Origin of the sequence: Pseudomonas sp. IC_126, assembly GCF_004331835.1 — a bacterium.
Lineage (GTDB): Bacteria > Pseudomonadota > Gammaproteobacteria > Pseudomonadales > Pseudomonadaceae > Stutzerimonas.
On sequence record NZ_SJSS01000002.1, the window covers coordinates 278,972 to 298,318 of the forward strand.

20 protein-coding genes are annotated in these 19,347 nt (G+C 62.2%); 15 read left to right on the forward strand and 5 right to left on the reverse strand.

Features of this window, described 5'->3' with window-relative positions; all coding sequences use genetic code 11:
- The first annotated feature begins 86 nt into the window (after positions 1-86).
- From prlC to E0D86_RS06770, 4 genes are all read left to right on the forward strand, one after another.
- On the forward strand, positions 87-2,135 hold the full coding sequence (gene prlC / locus E0D86_RS06755; protein WP_131649229.1) for an oligopeptidase A: 2,049 nt from the start codon (positions 87-89) through the stop codon (positions 2,133-2,135).
- Complete coding sequence (locus E0D86_RS06760; protein ID WP_131649230.1) at positions 2,132-2,410, forward strand: YheV family putative zinc ribbon protein; 279 nt, start codon at positions 2,132-2,134, stop codon at positions 2,408-2,410. Before prlC ends, E0D86_RS06760 begins: the two co-directional genes overlap by 4 nt.
- Before the next feature lie 17 nt (positions 2,411-2,427).
- Complete coding sequence (locus tag E0D86_RS06765; RefSeq protein ID WP_131649231.1) at positions 2,428-3,204, forward strand: DUF1835 domain-containing protein; 777 nt, start codon at positions 2,428-2,430, stop codon at positions 3,202-3,204.
- Positions 3,205-3,314: 110 nt separating this feature from the next.
- Positions 3,315-4,394 carry a hypothetical protein gene (locus tag E0D86_RS06770; protein WP_231752149.1) on the forward strand — a complete coding sequence of 360 codons (1,080 nt, stop codon included), beginning with the start codon at positions 3,315-3,317 and terminating at the stop codon, positions 4,392-4,394.
- A 118-nt stretch (positions 4,395-4,512) separates the two neighbouring features.
- Here the strand turns inward: E0D86_RS06770 and E0D86_RS06775 are convergent, their stop codons facing one another.
- Positions 4,513-5,583 (reverse strand): acyltransferase, encoded by a 1,071-nt coding sequence (locus tag E0D86_RS06775; RefSeq protein ID WP_131649232.1) that lies wholly within the window; start codon positions 5,581-5,583, stop codon positions 4,513-4,515.
- 191 nt (positions 5,584-5,774) lie between these two features.
- On the opposite strand from E0D86_RS06775, the gene E0D86_RS06780 reads away from it, so the two are divergent.
- The 6 genes from E0D86_RS06780 (at position 5,775) to E0D86_RS06805 (ending at position 12,062) form a co-directional block, all read left to right on the forward strand.
- Entirely contained in the window at positions 5,775-6,839 is a 1,065-nt protein-coding gene (locus E0D86_RS06780) for a PA0069 family radical SAM protein (RefSeq protein WP_131649233.1), read from the forward strand.
- Between the two features lie 224 nt (positions 6,840-7,063).
- Positions 7,064-7,324, forward strand: a complete 261-nt coding sequence (locus E0D86_RS06785) for a hypothetical protein (protein WP_131649234.1) — start codon at positions 7,064-7,066, stop codon at positions 7,322-7,324.
- 209 nt (positions 7,325-7,533) lie between these two features.
- Positions 7,534-8,667, forward strand: coding sequence for a cytochrome c oxidase subunit II (gene coxB, locus E0D86_RS06790; protein WP_131649235.1), 1,134 nt, complete (start codon positions 7,534-7,536; stop codon positions 8,665-8,667).
- Positions 8,668-8,679: 12 nt separating this feature from the next.
- Entirely contained in the window at positions 8,680-10,308 is a 1,629-nt protein-coding gene (gene ctaD, locus E0D86_RS06795) for a cytochrome c oxidase subunit I (RefSeq protein ID WP_131649236.1), read from the forward strand.
- A 276-nt stretch (positions 10,309-10,584) separates the two neighbouring features.
- Positions 10,585-11,166, forward strand: coding sequence for a cytochrome c oxidase assembly protein (locus tag E0D86_RS06800; RefSeq protein WP_131649237.1), 582 nt, complete (start codon positions 10,585-10,587; stop codon positions 11,164-11,166).
- Complete coding sequence (locus E0D86_RS06805; RefSeq protein ID WP_131649238.1) at positions 11,163-12,062, forward strand: cytochrome c oxidase subunit 3; 900 nt, start codon at positions 11,163-11,165, stop codon at positions 12,060-12,062. Before E0D86_RS06800 ends, E0D86_RS06805 begins: the two co-directional genes overlap by 4 nt.
- Before the next feature lie 22 nt (positions 12,063-12,084).
- Here the strand turns inward: E0D86_RS06805 and E0D86_RS06810 are convergent, their stop codons facing one another.
- A complete protein-coding gene (locus E0D86_RS06810) occupies positions 12,085-12,285 on the reverse strand; it encodes a twin transmembrane helix small protein (RefSeq protein WP_131649240.1) in 201 nt (66 codons plus the stop codon).
- 83 nt (positions 12,286-12,368) lie between these two features.
- On the opposite strand from E0D86_RS06810, the gene E0D86_RS06815 reads away from it, so the two are divergent.
- From E0D86_RS06815 to E0D86_RS06835, 5 genes are all read left to right on the forward strand, one after another.
- Positions 12,369-13,076, forward strand: a complete 708-nt coding sequence (locus E0D86_RS06815) for an SURF1 family protein (protein WP_131650007.1) — start codon at positions 12,369-12,371, stop codon at positions 13,074-13,076.
- Positions 13,077-13,081: 5 nt separating this feature from the next.
- Entirely contained in the window at positions 13,082-13,663 is a 582-nt protein-coding gene (locus E0D86_RS06820; RefSeq protein ID WP_131650008.1) for a hypothetical protein, read from the forward strand.
- Positions 13,664-13,803: 140 nt separating this feature from the next.
- Positions 13,804-14,871, forward strand: coding sequence for a heme A synthase (locus tag E0D86_RS06825; protein ID WP_131649241.1), 1,068 nt, complete (start codon positions 13,804-13,806; stop codon positions 14,869-14,871).
- A 16-nt stretch (positions 14,872-14,887) separates the two neighbouring features.
- Entirely contained in the window at positions 14,888-15,787 is a 900-nt protein-coding gene (gene cyoE, locus E0D86_RS06830) for a heme o synthase (protein ID WP_131649243.1), read from the forward strand.
- 20 nt (positions 15,788-15,807) lie between these two features.
- Entirely contained in the window at positions 15,808-16,440 is a 633-nt protein-coding gene (locus E0D86_RS06835) for an SCO family protein (protein ID WP_131649244.1), read from the forward strand.
- Between the two features lie 160 nt (positions 16,441-16,600).
- Here the strand turns inward: E0D86_RS06835 and E0D86_RS06840 are convergent, their stop codons facing one another.
- Genes E0D86_RS06840 through E0D86_RS06850 form a run of 3 tightly spaced genes read right to left on the reverse strand, consistent with a single transcriptional unit; the run spans position 16,601 to position 19,105 of the window.
- Positions 16,601-17,374, reverse strand: coding sequence for a MetQ/NlpA family ABC transporter substrate-binding protein (locus E0D86_RS06840; RefSeq protein ID WP_131649245.1), 774 nt, complete (start codon positions 17,372-17,374; stop codon positions 16,601-16,603).
- Between the two features lie 58 nt (positions 17,375-17,432).
- Complete coding sequence (locus E0D86_RS06845; RefSeq protein WP_131649247.1) at positions 17,433-18,098, reverse strand: methionine ABC transporter permease; 666 nt, start codon at positions 18,096-18,098, stop codon at positions 17,433-17,435.
- The gene (locus E0D86_RS06850; protein WP_131649249.1) at positions 18,098-19,105 is read right to left on the reverse strand and encodes a methionine ABC transporter ATP-binding protein; all 1,008 of its coding nucleotides are present in this window, start codon (positions 19,103-19,105) and stop codon (positions 18,098-18,100) included. The genes E0D86_RS06845 and E0D86_RS06850 overlap by 1 nt, the downstream gene beginning before the upstream one ends.
- Positions 19,106-19,347 lie beyond the last annotated feature (242 nt).

Consider the following 19,347-nt stretch of genomic DNA (forward strand, 5'->3'; position numbering starts at 1 on the left):
GAAGCGCTATCGCTCCGATCCCCAGCTGCACGGTCAGGCATTTGTCTTTAACATGCTGCGGGTATTCATCTGAAAGGGCCAATGCCGTGACCGCTACTAATCCGCTGCTTCGCGATTTCGACCTGCCGCCCTATTCCGAGATTCGCCCCGAGCACGTCGAGCCTGCCGTGGATAGCATCCTCGGCGACAACCGCGTCGCCTTGCAGGAACTGCTCAGCCGTCCGGCAGAGAGCCTCGACTGGTCCACGCTGGTAGTCGGCCTGGATGAAATGAACGAGCGCCTCAGCCGCGCCTGGGGCCCGGTCAGCCATCTGAATTCGGTACGCAACAACCCCGAATTGCGCGCAGCCTACGAGGCTTGTCTGCCCAAGCTGTCTGCATACGCCACGGAACTCGGCCAGAATGCCGATCTGTTCGCCGCCTATCAGACACTATCACTGAGCGCCGAGGCTGAAGGCTTCGAGGTCGCACAAAAAACCATCATCGAGCACGCTTTGCGCGATTTCCGCCTGTCCGGTATCGACCTGCCGCCAGCCGAGCAGCAGCGCTTCGGCGCCATCCAGATGAAGCTCGCCGAGCTGGGCAGCACCTTTTCCAATCAGTTGCTCGATGCCACCCAGGCCTGGACTAAACACATCACCGACGAAAGCCTGCTGGCCGGTATCACCGACTCGGCCAAGGCGCAGATGGCCGAAGCTGCAAAAGCCAAGGAGCTTGACGGCTGGCTGATCAGTCTGGAGTTTCCCAGCTATTACGCCGTAATGACCTACGGCGACAGCCGCGCGCTGCGTGAAGAGGTCTACGTCGCCTATTCCACCCGCGCTTCCGATCAAGGTCCGAACGCCGGTCAGTTCGACAACGGCCCGGTGATGGAGCAGATCCTCGACCTGCGTCAGGAACTGGCCAAACTGCTGGGCTTCGGCAACTACGCCGAGCTGTCGCTGGCGACCAAAATGGCCGAGAGCACCGATCAGGTGCTGGGCTTCCTGCGCGACCTGGCCAAGCGCAGCAAGCCATTCGCCGAGCGCGACCTGCAGGAACTGCGCGCCTTCGCTGCTAAGAATGGCGTTTCGGATCTCCAGAGTTGGGATGTCGGCTACTTCGGCGAGAAGCTGCGCCAACAGCGCTACAGCCTGAACCAGGAAGAGCTGCGCGAATACTTCCCGATCGACAAGGTGCTGTCCGGGCTGTTCGCCATCGTCCAGCGCCTGTACGGCATCGAGATTCACGAGCTGGAAGATTTCGACAGCTGGCACCCGGACGTGCGCCTGTTCGAGATCCGCGAGAACGGCGAGCACGTCGGTCGTTTCTTCTTCGACCTTTACGCCCGCGCCAACAAGCGCGGCGGAGCCTGGATGGACGGCGCCCGCGACAAGCGCCGCACCTGCCTGGGCACGCTGCAGACGCCGGTGGCCAACCTGGTCTGCAACTTCACACCGCCGGTCGGCGAGCGCCCGGCGCTGCTGACCCACGATGAAGTCACCACCCTGTTCCACGAATTCGGCCATGGATTGCATCATCTGCTGACCCAGGTCGAACACGCTGGCGCCTCTGGCATCAACGGCGTGGCTTGGGATGCGGTCGAGCTACCCAGCCAGTTCATGGAAAACTGGTGCTGGGAGCCGGAAGGTCTGGCGCTGATCTCCGGTCATTACCAGACCGGCGAACGCCTCCCGCAGGACAAGTTGCAGCAGATGCTGGCAGCGAAGAACTTCCAGTCCGGGCTGATGATGGTGCGCCAGCTGGAGTTCTCGCTGTTCGACTTCGAGCTGCACGCCACCCACGGCGATGGCCGAAGCGTGCTAGAGGTTCTGGAAGGCATCCGCAATGAGGTCTCGGTGATGCGCCCGCCGGCCAGCAACCGCTTCCCCAACAGCTTCGCGCACATCTTCTCCGGTGGTTACGCCGCTGGTTACTACAGCTACAAGTGGGCCGAAGTGCTGTCGTCCGACGCTTTCTCGCGCTTTGAGGAAGAAGGCGTGTTCAACCCCGAGACCGGCCGTGCCTTCCGCGATGCCATCCTAGCGCGCGGTGGTTCGCAGGAGCCGATGGTGCTGTTCGTCGATTTCCGCGGTCGCGAGCCATCCACCGACGCCCTGCTGCGCCACCTCGGCCTGACGGAGCAAGTGGCATGACTGACGAGCCGAAAGTGACGACCAAACGCTTCATCGCCGGCGCGGTGTGCCCGGCATGCAGCGCGACGGATAGCATCAAAATGTGGGACGTCGATGGCGTACCGCATCGCGAATGCGTCGAATGCGGCTACGCCGATACCCTCAACGCCCAAGGGCAGTCGGTGCCCTCGGAGCTGGGCACGCGGGTCAACCAGGCCAAGCCGAAACCGGCCGACCCGCAGGTTCAGGCGGTGCAGTTCTTCCCGAATCCAAAGCTGAAGAAAAAACCCGACTGATCAACTAGAGGTTTGGCATGTGGCATCTCACCTGTGGGGACCTTGCCGCTGACAGCGTCCGGCAGCACTTGGGCCAAGGCAACGGCGAGACGGTGCGGGTCCTGCGCGACGATCTTGCCGTCGGGCCGCTCGCCGATATCGATTCTCTACCTTGCGCGGAGCGTGTGGCGTTCTGGGAAGGCGTCTGGCCCGTTGCCCTGACGCCGCGTCCGGATTTTGCGGTGGGCCTCGCTGATGATGCCGAGTTTCTGGCGGGGCTGGCCAGTCAGTCACGGCCGGTGACGGTCTGGCATGGCGACAGCGCCTCCGAGCAGCTGATGCTGGCTCGCGTGGCAGCGGTGCTTGAAGGTTCGGCGCTGCCGTTTCAGGAAGTCGTATGTGGCACCGGCGACAGTCGCGTCGGCACGCGAATGGCGGTATCCATGCACGCGCCGGACGCTCTTGCGGCACTCCATCAACCACGCACCGTCGAGCCGGGCAGGATCGCCGAACTCGCCAGCCAATGGCGCGCGGTCGTTCAGGAGAGCGCAGCGATACGTCGCTGGACCGCCGGGCGCTTTGCCGGCGAGGACTACAAGGCGATCGATGGTGAGTTGGTTGCGGCCTGCCACACCGACTGGATGCCCTTGGCACGGGCTATGGCGCAGGTCATGGGCCACTGCGATGGTTTTTTCCCGACCGACCTGTTCCTCTACTGGCGCGCCCGCGAACTGATGCAACGAGGCGTCATTCAGCTCAGCGACGGTGCAGAAGCTGAGTACAGCAAGGTGCAGGTGCGTCGTACCGCAGCCTGAGCGAGAGTTCTTGCGCAGCGGTGGTTCGAAGCAAGTATCGGGGACATTCGAACGAGGGAAGCGTTTATTCTCAGGCGTCACGCCGTATTCCCAAATCAGTTCCGAGGTTCATGCGTATGACGTGCCACAGGCGATTGCTGTCGCTTTGTCTGCTTGCCCTCGTGCCGATGTCGTCAATTGCCGATCCAGGCGTCTCCACACTCGAAGCCGCGCGGAGCGAATGGTCGACCTATCGCTTTCCGTTGTTCGAAGGCGAATCGGCTGCGCTGGAGCGAATCAATATCTACCTGCACGCGTTCGAACTCGACGGTTTGCCGGGCCACTTCAAGCAGTCGCCGTTCGAGCGAATCTGGCCGAAAGAGGAGGCGGGGCACGGTGTGGTCAGCCTCGATTACGAAATCCATGCGCACACGCCTGGCTTCCTTTCGCTGGATATCATTGGTGAGTATTACGGCGCTTATCTCAGCATGGGCCGCAACAGCTATGCGTTCGCGCTAGCCGATGGCTCGCCCCTTTCGTTGTTCGATCTGTTCAGCGAGTCGGGTCTGCAGCGGCTACGTGAACGGGTAAGCCAGGCGCGGATAGAGCGCATCGAGAATTTCCTTGCCCGAATTCCAGCGAACAGCGCCACTGACGAAGAGGCCGAGTCTGCCGCCATTCAGCGTGGAATCTACGAGCACTGCTTGCCGCGCCATCTCGACTCCAATCTCGCTCATGACAGGCTGGTGCTCAAACAAGCGCAGCTGACCCTAATTGCGGAAAGATGCTCGGCGCATGCAGTACGCGCACTGGATGATCTTGATGAGTTTTCGAACAGTTTCGCCTACACCGATCTTGCGGAGGATCTCAGTTCGTACGGACGCTGCCTGCTGCTGGAGCAACGCGGCGATTGCAGGCAGCTGGCGAAGCCGCAGGTAGGCGGCGTTTACCGCGGTGTGATCGAGAGCCGTCATCGAATAACCCTGGCAATCACACCACCTAGTGTCGAAGGGGCGGCCAGAGCCGCCTATTTTCGCAACGAGGACGATGGCCCGATTGAACTTGCCGTGCGCCACGACGCCAACCGCACCTTGCTTCGAGAGCAGCGTGACGTACCCGCGCTGTTCGAGCTTCGGCTTGGCCGCGACGGCCAACTCAGTGGCAGCTGGCAAAAAGACGGCGGCCCGCCACTGCCCGTCAATCTGCGCTGATTGCGTTGCCGATCCGCGCCGCTGGGGCGACCAGCGAGGTCACGCTGGTCGAAAGGCAGAGCAAGCACAGAGTGTTTATATGGTTGTCGCTGCAACCACGGCGATTCGACGTCGCGTTTCAAACCAAGGTCTTGGGTGGCACCAGGCGAGGCTCTGGCGCCCGGGCTAGGCGTTGCTTGAACTTCATGGCCGGCGCCTCGATCAGGTGCCAGGACAGGATCGCCAGCAACAAGGTGGGCGCCAGGCTTATGACCGTCAGCCAGAACACACCGATTTCGTGGCCAAGCAGATAGACGGTGAGCTGCTGGAAAGGGAAGGCGTAGATGTACATGCCATAGGAGAAATCGCCGTACTTGCCGAACCGGGAAAGCAACGGAATCGGCGCATAGGCGAGATAGATCACCAGATAAGGCAGCGCGATCACATAAACATACGGCCCGGCGGCGGTATGAAACGTCAACACCAGTGCCGCGACGAACAGGGCGGCAATCCAGCCGCGCCAGGGCAGTGCGTCGCGGTAGAGGAAGATGGCAGCGCCGGTGTAATACAGCAGGCCCAACTTGAAGACGTTGGTGATGAAGAAGGACTCGATCCCGAGCCGCTCCAGTAACCAGAAGTAGCCCAGGGCGAGGCCGGCGATGGGCAAAAAGATCAGCCGAGGCTTCAACAAACCAACCAGACCCATGACCAGCACGCCCAGGTACATCAGTACCTCGAGCGGAAGCGTCCACAGCGATCCGTTCACCACGTTCGGATAGATGTTATGGCTGAACACGCCCGGCAGCTCGAAGCGCGTGACGAGCAAGATGTTCTGCAGGTATGTCCAGGTGATGGGGGACGAGAAATAGCTGGTCATGCTGCGCTCGGTCACCAGCGGGCCGATGACGAACGCCGATAACAGAACGGCCAGTATCAAGGCTGGAAAGACCCGCAACGCGCGCTTGATCAGGAAGCTTCTCGCACTGCTGCTATTGATCCAGGACGACGTGATCAGGTAGCCGCTGATGACGAAGAAGATCGCGACGGCGAATTCCCCGCCGTTCTCATAGCCGGTCAGCAGCTCGATGGGCTCGTCAGGCCGGCGCCCGGTCAGCGGATAACTGTGAACGAGCAGCACCAACGACGCTGCAAAAAAGCGCAGGAAATCAAAGTTGTTTTCCCGGGCATGCAAAGGTCTCTTGGAATCCATTGCCGCTCTCTCTCTCCGCAACGGCCTCTTAGCCGAGTACTACCGTTGTAGACGATCTATTTTGCGCGGCTGTGAATCACTCGCAATTCCGACCGACGGTCATGAATCGTCCGGCCCTGCGCTCGTCGGAAGACGAATGCATGTTGATCGTTCTCATATACTGTATGCATGAACAGTTATGAGGGCTGCCCATGTCCAGCATCGTCGCCACACCACGCGGTCGCGGTACCGCCATAAATCCGCACAACCGTTTCGCGCCGACCCTTAGCGAAGCCTATGACGACGGCTGGGAGCAGGAAGTACCGCCGACCCGCGCGACCGAAGTGCGCAGCGAGACGGCAAAGTCCGTCATCACTCGCAACCAGTCACCGGACGTTGGCTTCGATCGTTCGGTCAATCCGTATCGGGGTTGTGAGCATGGCTGTATTTACTGCTTCGCAAGGCCCAGCCATGCCTATTGGGACCTGTCGCCGGGCATCGATTTCGAGACGCGGCTGATCGCTAAGACTAACCTTGCCGAGCGCCTGGAGCAGGAGCTGAGCAAGCCCGGCTACGTGCCGCAACCCATCGCGCTGGGAGTCAATACCGACGCCTATCAGCCGCTGGAGCGCGAGCAGCGGCTGACGCGTCAGGCATTGGAAATACTGCTGCGCTTCAAGCATCCGGTGCACATCATCACCAAGGGTTCGCTGGTGCTGCGCGATCTGGATCTGCTGGTGCCTTTGGCCGAGCAACGGCTGGTCAGCGTCTCGGTCAGCCTGACCACCCTGGATGACGAGCTCAAGCGCATCATGGAGCCTCGCGCGGCCTCGCCCGCGGCGCGCCTGCGCGTTTTGCGGACTCTGCACGAGGCGGGTGTTCCGGTCAGCGTGATGTGCGCGCCGATGATTCCAATGATCAACGACATGGAGCTGGAGCGCATGCTCGAGGCCGCGCGCGAGGCCGGTGCGGCGTCGGCGGGTTATGTCCTGCTGCGCCTGCCCCACGAGGTGGCGGAGCTATTCGAGGCCTGGTTGACCGAGCATTTCCCGCAGCGCGCGGCGCATGTGATGAGCCTGGTACGCCAGTCGCGCGGCGGTAAGGACTACGACAGCCGCTTCGGCAGCCGCATGCGCGGAGAAGGGCAGTTCGCTCAGCTACTCGCTCAACGGTTCCAGCTGGCCTGCAAGCGCCTGGGCTACAACCGTCGCGATCAGAACTTCGGTCTCGATTGCAGCCGCTTCGCGCCGCCAGGGCAGCAATTGAGCCTGCTCTGAGCTGTCTATGGAAGCGCCTCGGCAGCCTGCATTCGCCGCGGGGCGCGGCCTCTACAAATCGCCACGGGAGGCTTACTCGTGTGAACTGCTCGGCGCGATGCTTCTCGGTTGCCGGCAGGCCTAAACCGTCTGGTGCACGGAACCAACCCTAGCGGCGAGCGCACCAAACCCTATATTCCTGCGAGCCGGCCGGCACGGCGCTCGCTTCCGTAGGTGGAGGTGATGTGGACTGGATCGATCTGCTGCAATGGCCGGCTATGGTCATCACCGTTTTGGCGGCGTGGTTGATCGGCTCGCTGAAACCGAGCCGGCGCACGGTGGGCTTCTGGTGTTTTCTGCTGAGCAACCTGCTTTGGGTGATCTGGGGTTGGCATGCCCAGGCCTGGGCGCTGATCACGCTGCAGGTGTGTCTTGCGCTGATGAATATCCGCGGCGTGAAGAAGAACGATCAGCCGCGCGAAGCGGAAGCTAACCCGAGCACCTGATGAAATTGCCAGTCGGAGAACGCTGTCTATACTCCGATCGTAAGCGTACCGATTGAATCCGACTGCGCGTGCAAAGCGAAGGCTGGTGACCAGGAATTGGGGGGCACCGGATCAAGGCGTAGTCAGGCCGTCGAAGTGAGCGTGGCTCCCTTCGCGTCCGGACAACAGGCCAGTCGGCGGGATAACAAGAACCATAAGGGGAACCCGCAATGTCGCGACATCCACGAGTCTGGATGGGGATTGGGCTGTGGTCGCTATTCGGTCAGGCCCAGGCGGCCTGGGACGTGAATATGCGACCTGGTGTAACGGACGTCAGTCGCTCCGTATTCGATTTGCACATGACCATCTTCTGGATCTGCGTGATCATCGGCGTGCTGGTGTTCGCGGTGATGTTCTGGTCGATGTTCGCTCATCGGCGTTCCAAACGACTGGAATCGGCGCACTTCCACGAAAATACCAAGGTCGAGGTTCTCTGGACCGTCATTCCCTTGTTGATCCTGATCGCCATGGCCGTGCCGGCGACGCGCACTCTCATCCACATCTATGACGCATCCGAATCGGACGTGGATATCCAGATCACCGGCTACCAGTGGAAGTGGCATTACAAGTATCTGGGCGAAGACGTCGAGTTCTTCAGCAACCTCACGACACCGCGCGACCAGATCAACAATCAGGCGCCCAAGGGCGAACACTATCTGCTGGAGGTCGACGAACCGCTGGTGATTCCGGTGGGCGCCAAGGTGCGCTTCCTGATCACCGCCGCGGACGTCATCCATTCCTGGTGGGTACCGGCGCTGGCGGTCAAGAAAGACGCGATCCCCGGCTTCATCAACGAATCCTGGACGCGTGTCGAGGAGCCCGGCATCTATCGTGGCCAGTGCACCGAGCTGTGCGGCAAGGATCACGGCTTCATGCCGGTCGTGGTCGAGGTCAGGACCGCCGAGGACTACGCTGCCTGGCTGGGTGAGAAGAAGGCCGAAGCGGCCAAGCTTGCCGAGTTGACCAGCAAGGAATGGACGCTCGAAGAACTCGCCGCTCGCGGCGAACAGGTTTACCAGACCAATTGCGCATCCTGTCACCAGCCCACGGGTGAAGGCCTGCCGCCAATGTTCCCAGCCCTGAAAGGCTCGCCGATCGCCACCGGCGAAGCCGAGGACCACATCAGCATCGTTGTCAAGGGCGCGCCAGGCACCTCGATGCCTGCGTTCGGCCCGCAACTGTCCGAGGTCGACCTTGCCGCCGTGATTACCTACGAGCGCAACGCGTGGGGCAACGACAAGGGCGACATGGTCACGCCGAAAGACGTGCTCGTCTTCAAACAGGCCGAAGAAGCCACCCAGTAAGAGGATCAGGTGATGAGTGCAGTGATCGACGATCATGGTCATGCCGAGCATGACCATCACCACGGCCCAGCCAAGGGCCTCTCACGCTGGCTGCTGACCACCAACCACAAGGACATCGGCTCGATGTACCTGTGGTTCAGCTTCTGCGCCTTCCTGCTCGGCGGCTCGATGGCGATGGTGATTCGCGCCGAGCTGTTCCAGCCGGGCCTGCAGATCGTGCAGCCGGAATTCTTCAACCAGATGACCACCATGCACGGCCTGATCATGGTGTTCGGCGCAGTGATGCCGGCCTTCGTCGGCCTGGCCAACTGGATGATTCCGCTGATGATCGGCGCGCCGGACATGGCGCTGCCGCGGATGAACAACTTCAGCTTCTGGCTGCTGCCAGCGGCATTCGGATTGCTGGTGTCGACGCTGTTCATGGAGGGCGGAGGGCCGAACTTCGGCTGGACCTTCTATGCACCGCTGTCGACCACCTATGCGCCCGAATCGGTGACCTTCTTTATCTTCGCCATCCACTTGATGGGCATCAGCTCGATCATGGGCGCGATCAACGTGGTCGCCACCGTGCTCAACCTGCGCGCGCCGGGCATGACGCTGATGAAGATGCCGCTGTTCGTCTGGACCTGGCTGATTACCGCCTTCCTGCTGATCGCGGTGATGCCGGTACTGGCCGGCGTGGTGACCATGATGCTAATGGACATCCACTTCGGCACCAGCTTCTTCAGCGCGGCGGGCGGCGGCGATCCCGTGCTGTTTCAGCACGTGTTCTGGTTCTTCGGTCATCCCGAGGTGTACATCATGATCCTGCCGGCGTTCGGCGCGGTCAGCTCCATCATCCCGGCGTTCTCGCGCAAGCCGCTGTTCGGCTACACCTCGATGGTCTACGCCACCGGCGCGATCGCCTTCCTCTCGTTCGTCGTCTGGGCGCACCACATGTTCACCGTCGGCATTCCGCTGACCGGCGAGCTGTTCTTCATGTACGCGACCATGCTGATCGCCGTGCCGACCGGGGTGAAGGTGTTCAACTGGGTGTCGACCATGTGGCGCGGCTCGCTGACCTTCGAGGCGCCGATGCTGTTCGCCGTGGCCTTCGTCATTCTCTTCAGCATCGGTGGTTTCTCCGGATTGATGCTGGCCATCGCGCCGGCTGACTTCCAGTACCACGACACCTATTTCGTAGTGGCACATTTTCACTACGTGCTGGTGCCGGGAGCTATCTTCGGCATCTTCGCTTCGGCCTACTACTGGCTGCCCAAGTGGACCGGGCACATGTACGACGAGACGCTGGCCAAGCTGCACTTCTGGATGAGTTTCGTCGGCATGAACCTGGCGTTCTTCCCGATGCACTTCGTCGGGCTGGCCGGCATGCCGCGGCGCATCCCGGACTACAACATGATGTTCGCCAACTTCAACATGATCTCGTCGGTGGGCGCCTTCATGTTCGGCGCCACACAGCTGCTGTTCCTGTTCATCGTCATCAAGTGCATTCGTGGTGGCCCGGTCGCCGCTGCCAAGCCTTGGGACGGTGCCGAAGGGCTGGAATGGAGCGTGCCGTCGCCGGCGCCTTACCACACCTTCAGCGTGCCGCCGAGCATGGAAGAGCTGCATGAGCACCGCACGGGGCCCAAGCATGATTAGGGTGAAAGCCGCCGAAGGCTTGGCGGCTGGAAGTCGGGTGGCTTCGATGGCGTGCTCTGCGGCTGCTCGGGTAGTGGCTGATGGTTGTTTTGGTGGGCTGAAGCCCACCCTACGGGTTTCCCATGGTGGGCTGAAGCGGAGCGCCGCCCGGCTCACCCTGCATCCGCATAGTGTCGAGCTTTTTGTAGGGTGGGCTTCAGCCCACCAGGGCGGCTGCGAAAGGGCTGAGCAGGCCCCTGCGCTGCGCGATGAACGGCCCTGCGCGAGGAGAATGCAATGAGCGATTCCCTGCCCACCGCCCGCCTGGTGCGCCGTCTGCTGTTCGTCGTGGTGGCGATGTTCGCCTTCGGCTTCGCACTGGTGCCGATCTACGACGTCATGTGCCAGGCCTTCGGCATCAACGGCAAGACGGCCGGCGCCTACGAAGGAACGCAGACGACGGACGTAGCGCGGGAGATTCGCGTGCAGTTCTTGGCCACCAATGCCGCAGGCATGGAATGGGAATTCGGTCCCCAGGCCGATCAGCTCAGCGTGAATCCCGGTGCCAGCCAGGAAATGCGCTTCGTCGCCTACAACCCCACGGACAAGCCGATGACGGCCCAGGCCGTGCCCAGCGTGTCGCCCTCCAAGGCAGCTGCGTACTTTCACAAGACCGAGTGCTTCTGCTTTACCCAGCAAGTGTTGCAGCCCGGTGAGCGCATCGAGATGCCGGTGCGCTTCATCGTTGATCGTGATCTGCCCGCAGACGTGCGTCACCTGACGCTCGCCTACACCCTGTTCGACATCACGTCTCGCCAACCCCCCGTCGCCGCCATCCATCAGGCGCCCGTGGTGGCGGCCAAGGAGAGTCTGCAATGAACAAACAGACCACCACGCACGAGAATTACTACGTCCCCGCCCAGAGCAAGTGGCCCATCGTTGCCACGGTTGCGCTGCTGGTCACCGTCTACGGCCTCGGCAGCTGGTTCAACGACCTCAAGGCCGAGCGTGCCGACTCCAACGGTCCGCTGATCTTTTTCATCGGTGCGCTGCTGATCGTTTACATGATGTTCGGCTGGTTCGGCTCGGTGGTTCGCGAAGGTCGTGCCGGCCTTTATAGCGGACAGATGGATCGATCTTTCCGCTGGGGCATGACCTGGTTCATCTTCTCCGAGGTGATGTTCTTCGCTGCGTTCTTCGGCACGCTGTTCTACATCCGCTACTGGGTCGGCCCCTGGCTTGGTGGCGATGGCGACAAGGGCGTCAGCAATATGCTCTGGCCCAACTTCGAATACACCTGGCCGCTGCTGAACAACCCCGATCCCCAACTGTACCCGGCGCCGGAAGGCACCATCAGCGCCTGGGGACTACCGCTGATCAACACCATTCTCCTGGTCACCTCCAGCTTTACGCTGACCTGGGCGCACCACGCACTGCGCAAGGGCAATCGCAAACACCTCAAGCTCGGGCTAGGGCTGACCGTGCTGCTCGGCGTGGCTTTCCTCATCCTGCAGATCGAGGAGTACGTGCACGCCTATACCGAACTCGGCCTGACGCTAGGCTCGGGCATTTACGGCGCGACCTTCTTCATGCTTACCGGCTTTCACGGAGCCCACGTCACCATGGGGGCGATCATCCTGACGGTGATGCTGGTGCGCAGTTTTCGCGGCCACTTCACGCCTGAACAACATTTCGGCTTCGAGGCGGCGGCCTGGTACTGGCACTTCGTGGACGTGGTATGGCTCGGCCTGTTCGTCTTCGTTTATGTGCTTTGAAGCTGCAAACCCGCTGTAGGCGCTATCCGAAGCCAGGCTGCAGCAGCCCGGAGTAAAAGCCCCAGGCGATCAGCGCGACAGTCAATGCAGTGAGGGAGACACGAACGAACAGGGCGGTTACCAGACGGGAGGTGCGGCCTTCGTCCTTGACCAGAAAGAACAGTCCACTGAACAGACTGACCAGCGTGGCGACTAATAACAGAATAATCACCGCCTTGAGCATGAGCGGGTCCGCCGTGATAGGTGAACTGGGGGAAGTTGGGGGTGGAGTATAGCCAGCCGGATAAATACGTCGCGGGGCGCGGCATGAGCGGCTTCAAGCCGGGTTTGCTGCCAACGATGGTGGTGCTGTGCCTGTTGCCGCTGCTGGTCTGGCTGGGTTTCTGGCAGCTGGAGCGCGGCGAGCAGAAGCGCGACATGCTGGCGCGTCAGGAGGCCCGCCAAGGGGCTGCGCCAGTGTCGCCAGAGCAGATCGAAAATCTCGAAGACCCCATCTACAGCCGCATCCATCTACAGGGCAGTTTCGATGTCGAGCACAGCTTTCTGCTGGACAGCCGCACCCGCGACGGCCAGGTCGGCGTCGAACTGCTGCAGCCGTTTCAGGATCAGGCCAGCGGCCGATGGGTGCTGGTCAACCGGGGTTGGCTGCCATGGCCGGATCGCCGCATCCCGCCGAAATTCGACACACCGGATCGCCCGTTGAAGTTGGCGGCCTGGGTCTACGCCCCTTCGGGCGAGCCGTTCATCCTTAGCAAACGCATGGCTGAAGGCTGGCCGCGGCTGATCAATCACGTCGATGTCGACGAGATCTGGCAGCTGCTCGATCGCGAGGGCGTCAGCTACGAGCTGCGACTGGAGCCGGGGCCCACGGCATATCGCGCCGACTGGCCGGTGACCTTCATGAAGCCGCAGCAGCATGTGGGTTACGCGGTGCAATGGTTTGCGCTGGCGGCAGCGTTGCTGGCGTTGTTCATCTACTTCGGCGTGCACCAGGCACGGGAGAGCAAGCAGTGACCACGATGAATCCGACCTTCAACTCTGCGCCGCCGCAGCGGCGCCGTGGGCGGCTGCAACTGCTGCTGATCCTGGCCGTGGTGATCGGCCCCATGCTGCTGGCCAGCGCGATGTACCACTTCGGCTTCTGGGTGCCGCAAACCCGAACCTATGACGGCGCTCTGGTCGCGACCGGACAGGGCCGCGATGCGCTCGGGATCAGCACGCCGGTCGCCGCCGAACCGCGCTGGGAGCTGCTGGTCACGGCACCGCAAGGCTGCGCCGAGGACTGCCAACAGCTGGTCTATCTGGCCCGTCAGATCAATATCGGTTTGGCTCGCGAAGCCGGTCGCGCCGGCCATGCACTGGCCAGCGCGGAGCCTCTGGCCAACGATCATGACCAGCGGCTGCAACGTGAATATCCGCAACTGCAACGCTACTCGCTGGACGCAACCGTGTACGGCGCCAATCCCGACGTGCCCACCGGCCCGCAACTCTGGATCGTCGACCCACACGGGAATCTGGTGCTGCGCTATGACGCGAAAGCAGACGGCAAGGCGATTCTCGATGACCTGAAGTACCTGCTGAAGATTTCGCAGATAGGTTGAAAAGCAGCCTGAAGCTGGAAGAAGCACTGAGCCAACCCCCTCTCCCTCAGGGAGAGGGCTGGGGTGAGGGGAGCAAGCCAAGCCCTACGTTGAAATTGGGCACTGCACCTGCCTACAAGCTTTTCGATAACGAGGACCCTATGTCGCCAAGATCACGCCCCGGTTATCGCCTTGCCGTATTCGCCACGCTGCTGGCTGTGGTGGTGGTGTTGCTAGGCGCCTACACGCGGCTGACCCACGCTGGCCTTGGCTGCCCGGACTGGCCCGGCTGCTACGGGTTTCTCACCGTGCCCATGAGTGAAGACAAACAGAGCCTGGCCGCGCTGCGCTTCCCCGAAGCACCGCTGGAGGTGCACAAGGGTTGGAACGAGATGGTCCATCGCTACTTCGCCGGTGCGTTGGGATTAGTGATTCTCGCGCTCGCCGTGCAGGCTGTGCGCCGCCGCGCCGAGCCCGGTCAACCGGTCAAGTTGCCGTTGCTGCTGCTGGCGGTCGTGATCGCCCAGGCGGCGTTTGGCATGTGGACCGTCACCCTGCAACTCTGGCCGCAAGTGGTCACGGCGCATCTATTGGGCGGCTTCGCCACCTTGAGCCTGCTGTTCCTGCTGAGCCTGCGCTTGTCCGGTCGACAACCGGCGATCCCGAACGTGGCGCGTTGGGTCAGAACGTTAGCGGTGATCGGCATGCTGGCGGTGATCCTTCAGGTGGCGCTAGGTGGCTGGGTCAGCAGCAACTACGCCGCGGTGGCCTGCACGGATTTCCCCACCTGCCATGGCGAGTGGTGGCCGAAGATGGATTTCATCAATGCCTTCAATCTGACCCACCACGACATCGGTCCGAATTACTTGGGTGGCATGCTCTTCGGCGAGGCGCGTACGGCCATCCACGTCACTCACCGCCTGGGTGCGCTGACCGTGACGCTCATTCTGTTGGCCCTGAGCTGGCAGCTCTGGCGCAACGGGTTGCCGCGTCTGGCCGGGTTGCTGCTGGCCGCGCTGGCTCTGCAGGTCGGGCTGGGCATCAGCAATGTTCTGTTCAATCTACCCCTGGCCGTCGCCGTCGCCCATAACGGCGGCGGAGCGCTGCTGCTGCTGGTTACCGTACTGATCAACCTTCGTCTCCTGAGTCAGGGCGCCGTCGCGGCGCGCGAGCCTGCACCTCAGGAGCGCCCGAACACCGTAGGCGGGCTCGACCTGCCTCGCGCTTGACCACAAGGAGAACCCCATGGCGACTCTACTCAGCGAACGCGGCGCCCAGGCCAGCTGGCGCGATTACCTGGAGCTGACCAAGCCGAAGGTGGTGCTGCTGATGCTCATCACCTCCCTAGTGGGCATGTTCCTGGCGACGCGGGCAGGCGTGCCCTGGACCGTGTTGGTGTTCGGCAACCTCGGGATTGCGCTCTGTGCCGGGGGCGCGGCGGCGGTCAATCATGTGGTTGATCGGCGTATCGATTCAGTGATGGCGCGCACTCACAAGCGGCCACTGGCCGAGGGTCGGGTATCGCCGGCTGCCGCGCTGTTCTTCGCGTTACTGCTGAGTGTGGCGGGAATGGGCCTGCTGCTGACTTTCACCAATGCGCTGGCGGCCTGGCTGACGCTGGCTTCGCTGGTCGGTTATGCGGTCATCTACACCGGCTTTCTCAAGCGTGCCACGCCGCAGAACATCGTCATCGGCGGGCTCGCCGGCGCTGCGCCGCCGCTGCTCGGCTGGGTCGCGGTGACCGGCCAGATCACTGCCGAGCCGCTGTTGCTGGTGCTGATCATCTTCGCCTGGACGCCGCCGCACTTCTGGGCGCTGGCGATCCACCGCAAGGCCGAATACGCCAAGGTCAACGTGCCCATGCTGCCGGTCACCCATGGCGAGCACTACACCAAGGTGCACATCCTGCTCTACACGGCGGTGCTGCTGGCGGTGAGCTTCATGCCCTTCGCCATTCACATGAGCGGCCCGCTGTACCTCGCGGCGGCGGCGCTGCTGGGCGCGCGATTCCTGTTCTGGAGCATCGTGCTCTATCGCGACAGCCGGCCTCATGCGGCGATCAAGACCTTCAAATTCAGTATCTGGTACCTGTTCGCGCTGTTCATCGCGCTACTGGTTGATCATTATCTGCTGCTCAATATCTGAGCCGCTCGACAAGGAACCCCATGACCCGCATCCAGAAAACCGTATTAGTTCTCGTCGCGCTGGTCGCGCTGGTCATTGGCCTGACGGTTTCCAAAGTGCTCAATACCGAGCGCCAGCTCGATACCGCCGAGCTGCTGGATGCCGGCATCGTGCTCTTGCCCCAAGGGCGCGACATGCCGGAGCTGACGCTGACCAACCAGGACGGCGAATCGGTGTCGCTGCAGCAACTGGAAGGGCAGTGGAACCTGCTGTTCTTTGGCTACACCTTTTGCCCAGATATCTGCCCGGCGACGCTGGCTGAACTGCGCCAGCTGCGCGGCATGCTGCCGGAGGAGACGCGCCAACGGATGCAGCCGATCCTGGTGAGCGTCGACCCCGAGCGCGATACGCCGGAGCAGCTGAAAACCTATCTGGATTATTTCGATGCCGGATTTATCGGCCTTACCGGGCCGCTGGATGACATCCAGACGCTTGCCAACGCCGCTGGCGTGCCCTTCATTCCGGGCGACACCTCGAAAGAGAATTACACCGTCGACCACGGCGGCAATCTCGCGCTGATCGGCCCGGACGGCCGTCTGCGTGGCTTCATCCGCGCACCGATGCGTACCCAGAAGCTTGCAGAGCAATTGCCGATGGTACTGGCGCTGGAGTAAGCATCGCGCTTTGGGCCAGCCGGCCCGCTCTAAAAACGAAACCTTTCCGTAGGGCCGAACTTGTTCGGCCATTGCCAATTCGTGGCCGAATAAGTTAGGCCCTACAGCAATTAACGACGAACCCCGCACGCGGCGGGGTTCGTTGTCAGCTCGCAAAGGATCAGAAGGCGGGAACGACCGCGCCCTGGTACTTCTCTTCGATGAACTTGCGGACCTCTTCGCTATGCAGCGCGGCAGCCAGCTTCTGCATGGCGGCGCTGTCCTTGTTGTCCGGCCGGGCGACGAGGATGTTCACGTAGGGCGAATCGCTGCCTTCGATGATCAGGGCATCTTCGGTGGGGTTGAGTTTGGCTTCCAGCGCGTAGTTGGTGTTGATTAGCGCCAGATCGACTTGGGTCAGCACGCGCGGCAGCGTTGCGGCTTCCAGCTCACGGACCTTGATGTTTTTCGGGTTCCCGGCGATGTCCTTCGGCGTGGCGGTGATGCCGGCGCCTTCTTCAAGGGTGATCACGCCGGCTTTGGCCAGCAGCAGCAGCGCACGGCCGCCATTGGTGGCATCGTTGGGGATGACCACATTGGCGCCTTTCGGCAGATCGTCCAGCGATTTCAGCTCGCTCGAATAGGCGCCGAAGGGCTCGATATGCACCCCAGCGACGCTGACCAGCTCGGTGCCCTTGCCCTTGTTGAATTCATCTAGGTACGGCTGATGCTGGAAGAAGTTGGCGTCCAGGCGCTTTTCGGCAACCTGAATGTTCGGCTGCACATAGTCGGTGAAGACCTTCACCTTCAGATCGACGCCCTGTTCGGCCAGCTGGGGTTTGATGAATTCGAGGATTTCCGCGTGCGGAACGGCGGTTGCAGCGACGTTCAATTCGTCAGCAGCCTGGGCAGAGAAGGCCGTGACGGCGGCAAAGGCGGCAAGCAGTTTTTTCATCGTTTGGTTCCTTCAGAAGATGATCGGGTTGCGATGGTTCGCTCGCCCTGGTTGCGGTTCATTTGCGTGAAAAATGGGTGACCAGCTTGTCGCCGACGCTCTGCAGTACCTGCACCAGTACCAGCAGCAGGACCACGGTGACGACCATCACATCGGTCTGGAAACGCTGGTAGCCGAAGCGGATCGCCAGGTCGCCGAGACCGCCGGCCCCTACCACACCGGCCATCGCGGTGTAGGACACCAGGGTGATGGCGGTGACGGTGATAGCCGCGATGATGCCCGGCCTCGCCTCCGGCAGCAATGCGCTGAAGATGATCTGCCGCGTCGTCGCGCCCATGGCCTGGGTCGCCTCGATGATGCCGCGGTCGACTTCGCGCAGCGCGGTTTCCACCAGCCGCGCGAAGAACGGCGCGGCGCCCACCACCAACGGCGGGATGGCGCCGGCCACGCCCAGCGAGGTGCCGGTCAGCAGCACGGTGAAGGGAATCATCACGATCAGCAGGATGATGAACGGCAGCGAACGCAGCACGTTGACCACGAACGACAGCAGCGCATACAGCGGGCCGTTCTCGAACAATTGGCGCGGCCCGCTGAGAAACAGCAGCACGCCCAGCGGCAGGCCGAGCAGGATGGTGAACAGCAGCGAACCGCCGAGCATCAGCAGGGTGTCCAGCGTCGCCAGCCAGATTTCGTACCAATCCACATTGGTGAACAGAGCATCCATCAGCGCAGCACCTCCACGTGAACATCGGCGCTATCGAAGCGGGACAGGGCGGCTTGCATGTCGCCGCCAGTGAGCGCCAGGGTCAGCTGGCCGTAGGGGGTGTCCTTGATGCGATCGATACGCCCCGAGAGGATGCTGAAATCGACCCCCGTCTCGCGCGCCACGGTGCCTAGCAGTGGCTGGTAGGTCGACTCGCCCTGAAAAGTCAGGCGCAGGATGCGGCCCGGCACGTGGGCGAAGTCATCGCGCTGCTCACCCTCATCCACCGCCTCGTCTTCCAGCACGAAACGCTGAGTAGTCGCATGCTGTGGATGCAGGAAAACATCGGTCACCGGGCCCTGCTCGACAATCAGCCCGCCATCCATCACCGCCACGCGATCGCAGACGCGGCGGATCACGTCCATCTCGTGGGTGATCAGCACGATGGTGAGGTTCAGCTCGCGGTTGATCTCGGCCAACAGTTGTAGCACTTGGGCGGTGGTCTGCGGGTCGAGAGCGCTGGTGGCCTCGTCGCAGAGCAGGATGTCGGGCTCGGTGGCTAGCGCGCGGGCGATGCCGACGCGCTGCTTCTGTCCGCCGGACAGCTGCGCGGGGTATTTACGTGCGTGGTCCTTCAGGCCGACCCGCTCCAGGAGGGCAGCGACGCGGCGTTCGATATCGGCTTTCGAGTAGGTGCCGGCCAGGCGCAGCGGCATGGCGACGTTATCGGCCACAGTCTTGGACATCAGCAGGTTGAAGTGCTGGAAGATCATCCCGACACGCTGGCGGAAGCGGCGCAGGCCGTCGGCCTCCAGTGCGGTGACGTCTTCGCCGTTTACCAGAATGCGCCCGCCGGAAGGTTCTTCCAGTCGGTTGATCAGGCGCAGCAGGGTACTTTTGCCGGCGCCGGAGTGGCCGATCAGGCCGAACACTTCGCCGGCTTCGATACGGAAGCTCGTCGGCTGCAGCGCCATCACGTCGCGGCTGGCGACGCGATAAGTCTTGTGGACGTCGTGGAATTCGATCACGGGCGAACCTGTAGATGGGGCGATACCGGCAGCATCTGCCGGCAAAAGATCGGCATTCTACCGCATCCGACGCACAGGCTCAGCCGCTGGGCGCATGGGCTGTCGGCGCCGATCATTGAGGTCCCCTATCACCGTCATGAGAAAAGCAAATTGGCGCAAGACCGACCTTGTACACGTCGTGGCTGTCAGTTTACCGAGCGCCGTGGAAAAGCCGGGTCAAGCAGACGGTCCGCCACGGCTTG

Coding starts and splice junctions, on each gene's coding strand:
- E0D86_RS06760 (WP_131649230.1), top strand. CDS start 2,132: ATGACTGACGAGCCGAAAGTGACGACCAAACGCTTCATCGCCGGCGCG.
- E0D86_RS06765 (WP_131649231.1), top strand. CDS start 2,428: ATGTGGCATCTCACCTGTGGGGACCTTGCCGCTGACAGCGTCCGGCAG.
- E0D86_RS06770 (WP_231752149.1), top strand. CDS start 3,315: ATGCGTATGACGTGCCACAGGCGATTGCTGTCGCTTTGTCTGCTTGCC.
- E0D86_RS06775 (WP_131649232.1), bottom strand. CDS start 5,583: ATGGATTCCAAGAGACCTTTGCATGCCCGGGAAAACAACTTTGATTTC.
- E0D86_RS06780 (WP_131649233.1), top strand. CDS start 5,775: ATGTCCAGCATCGTCGCCACACCACGCGGTCGCGGTACCGCCATAAAT.
- coxB (WP_131649235.1), top strand. CDS start 7,534: ATGTCGCGACATCCACGAGTCTGGATGGGGATTGGGCTGTGGTCGCTA.
- ctaD (WP_131649236.1), top strand. CDS start 8,680: ATGAGTGCAGTGATCGACGATCATGGTCATGCCGAGCATGACCATCAC.
- E0D86_RS06800 (WP_131649237.1), top strand. CDS start 10,585: ATGAGCGATTCCCTGCCCACCGCCCGCCTGGTGCGCCGTCTGCTGTTC.
- E0D86_RS06805 (WP_131649238.1), top strand. CDS start 11,163: ATGAACAAACAGACCACCACGCACGAGAATTACTACGTCCCCGCCCAG.
- E0D86_RS06810 (WP_131649240.1), bottom strand. CDS start 12,285: ATGCTCAAGGCGGTGATTATTCTGTTATTAGTCGCCACGCTGGTCAGT.
- E0D86_RS06815 (WP_131650007.1), top strand. CDS start 12,369: ATGAGCGGCTTCAAGCCGGGTTTGCTGCCAACGATGGTGGTGCTGTGC.
- E0D86_RS06820 (WP_131650008.1), top strand. CDS start 13,082: ATGAATCCGACCTTCAACTCTGCGCCGCCGCAGCGGCGCCGTGGGCGG.
- E0D86_RS06825 (WP_131649241.1), top strand. CDS start 13,804: ATGTCGCCAAGATCACGCCCCGGTTATCGCCTTGCCGTATTCGCCACG.
- cyoE (WP_131649243.1), top strand. CDS start 14,888: ATGGCGACTCTACTCAGCGAACGCGGCGCCCAGGCCAGCTGGCGCGAT.
- E0D86_RS06835 (WP_131649244.1), top strand. CDS start 15,808: ATGACCCGCATCCAGAAAACCGTATTAGTTCTCGTCGCGCTGGTCGCG.
- E0D86_RS06840 (WP_131649245.1), bottom strand. CDS start 17,374: ATGAAAAAACTGCTTGCCGCCTTTGCCGCCGTCACGGCCTTCTCTGCC.
- E0D86_RS06845 (WP_131649247.1), bottom strand. CDS start 18,098: ATGGATGCTCTGTTCACCAATGTGGATTGGTACGAAATCTGGCTGGCG.